The sequence below is a fragment of the Mesorhizobium sp. M8A.F.Ca.ET.021.01.1.1 genome, from assembly GCF_003998025.1.
Taxonomy (GTDB): domain Bacteria; phylum Pseudomonadota; class Alphaproteobacteria; order Rhizobiales; family Rhizobiaceae; genus Mesorhizobium.
The window spans coordinates 1-4,044 of the sequence record NZ_RZSJ01000555.1 but is presented as its reverse complement, the minus strand read 5'-3'; the positions used below and the strand labels follow the sequence as shown (position 1 = coordinate 4,044).

At 62.3% G+C, this 4,044-nt stretch carries 3 protein-coding genes; all 3 read right to left on the bottom strand.

What is annotated here, in order from left to right; genetic code table 11:
• Positions 1-1,268: molybdopterin-dependent oxidoreductase (locus EOA36_RS29610; RefSeq protein WP_145969371.1), on the bottom strand; the 1,268-nt coding region annotated here is incomplete at its 3' end.
• A gap of 81 nt (positions 1,269-1,349) precedes the next feature.
• Positions 1,350-3,227 carry an ABC-F family ATP-binding cassette domain-containing protein gene (locus tag EOA36_RS29605; RefSeq protein ID WP_127280518.1) on the bottom strand — a complete coding sequence of 626 codons (1,878 nt, stop codon included), beginning with the start codon at positions 3,225-3,227 and terminating at the stop codon, positions 1,350-1,352.
• Positions 3,228-3,363: 136 nt separating this feature from the next.
• Positions 3,364-3,816, bottom strand: a complete 453-nt coding sequence (locus EOA36_RS29600; protein ID WP_127280517.1) for a MucR family transcriptional regulator — start codon at positions 3,814-3,816, stop codon at positions 3,364-3,366.
• Between the last annotated feature and the right edge of the window lie 228 nt (positions 3,817-4,044).

Here is a 4,044-nt window from a genome sequence, read left to right as displayed (position 1 = left end):
TCGGTCATGAACTGCTCGTGCACGCAGGTGAACAAATCGTCGCGCAAAAATCCCTGCTTCACCAGCCGCTGCTCGGGCGCGACATTCACCGGATTGGTGTTCTGGATGAGCATGGCCGTCACCGGCGGTCCGCCGTAGAGCGCGTCGCTGGCGCCGGTCAGCACCGGGCCGATGCGCGAGTGATCGAGATAGCGGATCGAGGGATCGCGCATTCTTGAGCCTTCCAGCACATCCTGATTGAGCTTGAAGATGCCGGAATTGGAATGGAAGGCGCCGCCGCCCTCATACTGCCAGGCGCCGGTGACCGCGGCGATGCATGACGCCGCATGCATGTTGACCGCGCCGTTGCGCTGGCGCGCAAAGCCGTAGCCGAGCCGGAAATAAGTCTTTTTCGTCGTGCCGACGAGCCGGGCGAAGGCCTCGATCTCGGCGACCGTCAAACCGGTGATATCAGCCGCCCACTCCGGCGTGCGGGTGCGCAGATGCGCTTCAAGGCCCAGAGGGTCGTCGGTGTATCTTTCGAGATAGGCGCGGTCGGCCAGGCTTTCTCTGAACAGGACATGCATGACAGCACAAGCCAGCGCGCCGTCGGTGCCGGGCTTCAGCACCAGGCCCATGTCGGCCTGTTTCATGGTGGCGTTTTCATAGACGTCGATGACGACGATTTTCGCGCCGCGTTCCTTGCGCGCCTTGATGGCGTGGGTCATGACATTGACCTGCGTGACCACCGCATTGGTGCCCCAGATCACGACGCAATCGGATTTGGCCATTTCTCGCGGATCGGGACCGCGCAAGGCGCCCGCCCCCATCATCCAGCCGGTCCAGGCGAGATTGGTGCAGATCGAGCCGAAGAAGCCCGAGTACTTCTTCACATGCCGCAGCCGGTCGATGCCGTCGCGCTGCACCAGCCCCATCGTGCCTGCGTAATAGTAAGGCCAGACCGTCTCCGATCCGTACTTCTCCTCGGCCGCGATGAAATTCTCGGCAACGAGGTCGAGTGCGGCTTCCCAGCTTGCCTCCTGCCAGACGCCCCCGCCCTTGGCGCCCTTGCGCACCAGCGGCTTCAGCAAACGGTCGGGATGATGGACGCGGTCGGCATAGCGGGCGACCTTGGCGCAGACGACCCCGGCCGTATAGGTATTGGACTTGGCGCCATGGACGCGGCCGATGCGGTTGCCGTCAAGCAGTTCGACCTCAAGCGCGCAGGTCGACGGGCAATCATGCGGACAGGCCGAATGGCCAATGCGGAGCTTCGCGTGCTGGTTCATGCCATTTGTCTAGCGGGTTTTGACGGTGGCGTGTAGGGCCAGATGATTAGCCAATCTCCCCCACGAGGGGGGAGATTAGCTCTACTCCGCCGTCCCTTCCTCATATTCCGCCGACATGGTCAGCCATTTTTCCTCATGGCCGGCCAGCGTCTGGGCAAGCTGCGAGCGTTCCTTGGCGAGCCTGGTCGCAGTCGACGGATCCTTCTCGTAGACCGCCGGGTCGGACAGTTCGTCCTCGATACCGTCGATGCGCTTGCGGATACGGTCCATCAGCGCCTCGGTGGCGCGGATTTCCTTGGCCAGCGGCTCGAAGGCGGCGCGGCGTGCTGCCGCGTCGCGGCGGCGATCGGCTTTTGATGCCTTGTCGGCCTCGCGCTTGCCGCGGCGGTCGCCGGAGACGCCGGTCACCAGCGTCTTGTAGTCCTCGAGGTCGCCGTCATAGGGATTGACCGCACCATCCTTGACCAGCCACAGCCGGTCAGCCGTCGCCTCGAGCAGATGGCGGTCGTGCGAGATCAGGATGACGGCGCCGGGAAATTCATTCAGCGCATGGATCAGCGATTCGCGGCTGTCGATGTCGAGGTGGTTGGTCGGCTCGTCGAGGATGAACAGGTTCGGACCCTCGAAGGCCGACAGGCCCATCAGAAGGCGCGCCTTCTCGCCACCGGACAGATCCTTGGCGGGCGTGTTCATCTTCTCGGTGGTGAGACCGAACTGGGCGACGCGGCCGCGCACCTTGGATTCCGGCGCCTCCGGCATCAGCCGGCGGACATGCTCATAGGCATTCTCCTCGGGGCGCAGATCGTCGAGCTGGTGCTGGGCGAAGATCGCCACCTTCAGCCCGGGCGCCACCGTCATGGTGCCGGTTTCCTGCTTCAGGCGACCCGACAGCAATTTGGCGAAGGTCGACTTGCCGTTGCCGTTGGCGCCGAGCAGCGCGATGCGGTCGTCGGCGTCGATGCGCAGCGTCATCTTCTTCAGGATCGGCTGGCCCTCGGTATAACCGACATTGACGTTGTTCAGCGCAACGATCGGCGAGGCCACCGTCTTCACAGGTTCGGGGAAAGAGAACGGCCGCACCGTGTCGTTGACGATGGCCGAGATCGGCTTCATCTTTTCCAACGCCTTGATGCGCGACTGCGCCTGTCTTGCCTTGGAGGCCTTTGCGCGAAACCGCTCGACGAAGGATTCCATATGCTTGCGGGCGGCTTCCTGCTTGACCCGGCCCTTTTCCTGCAACTCCTTCTGCTCGGTGTACTGGCGCTCGAACTGGTCGTAACCGCCGCGCCAGAAGGTCAGCTTCTTCTGGTCGAGATGAACGATCGAGTTGACGGCGCGGTTGAGCAGATCGCGATCGTGCGAAATCAGGAGCACGGTGTGCGGATACTTTGAGACGTAGTTTTCCAGCCACAGCGTGCCTTCGAGGTCGAGATAATTGGTCGGCTCGTCGAGCAGCAGGAGATCCGGCTCGGAAAACAGTACGGCGGCCAACGCCACGCGCATACGCCAGCCGCCGGAGAAGGACGAGGCCGGACGCCGCTGCGCGGCGTCGTCGAAGCCGAGGCCGGCGAGGATGGTGGCCGCGCGCGACTCGGCCGAATGAGCATCGATGTCGGCCAGCCGCATGTGGATGTCTGCGATGCGGTGCGGATCGGTCGCCGTCTTTTCCTCTTCGAGCAGCGCCGTGCGTTCGAGATCGGCCTTGAGCACGATCTCGATCAGCGGGTCCTCGGTTCCAGGCGCTTCCTGCGCCACCTGGCCGATGCGCGTATTCTTCGGCAGGCTGATCGAGCCTGTCTCGGAGGGAAAATCGCCTGTTATGGCCTTGAACAGCGTCGTCTTGCCGGTGCCGTTGCGGCCGACGAGACCGGCCTTGGTGCCGGCCGGCAAGGTGAGCGAGGCGTGGTCGAGAAGCAAGCGCCCCGCCATGCGGAGTGAAAGGTCATTGATGATAAGCATGGCCGCGCTTTTGCACTGGACATCAACGCTTCGCAAGACCTTGCGGGCCAGTTGGCCGCACAAGGCCTGGAAACGGCGCGCACAATGCGCCGCCAGAGCAGGCGATCAGTGACCTGCGATACCGGCCAGAAAGGCCTCAGGCAGTGGCCTTGCCACGCTTTGTCACCTTGGCCACGACCGCCGGCGCAGCGACCGGCTTGCGGCCAAGTCCCGTCGATTTCGCCAGCGCCGACCGGGTCGCCGAGTAATTCGGCGCGACCATCGGATAGTCCGGCGGCAAGCCCCATTTGGCCCGATAGTCATCCGGGCTCAAACCGTAGTCCGTCCTGAGGTGTCGCTTGAGCGACTTGAACTTCTTTCCGTCCTCCAGGCAGATGATGTAGTCGGGAAACACCGACTTTTTCGGATTTACGGCCGGAACAAGGCTCGGGCTTTCCACGACGGCCGCACCAGCCAGCTTTCGGACCGAGGCGCTGACGCTGGCAATCAGGTCAGGCAGGCCGGAAGCCGGAAGCGGATTGTTGCCTACATAGGCCGAGACAATATCGGCGGTCAGCTCGATAACGGTCTTATCCTCGATATTTGACAATTCTTTCACCCTATCTGCGACAAAGTCATCTACCCCAGTAAAGACTTTTGTCGATGTATCTCTTTAACCGCGCCCCCAACGGGCCGCCAAATCCCAAAACGAATCAAGACTTGACATCAACTACTTTTATGAGAAATCGACGTCGTGCAAATTAGAAAATCTAATACTTGGAGGTGGCAGACTTGGTTGGGCGGCTGTCGGCCAATATCTCAAGAATACGCTTCCAGC

Excerpts from the sequence above, each read along its gene's own strand:
- EOA36_RS29605 (WP_127280518.1), bottom strand. The coding sequence starts at position 3,227 with ATGCTTATCATCAATGACCTTTCACTCCGCATGGCGGGGCGCTTGCTT.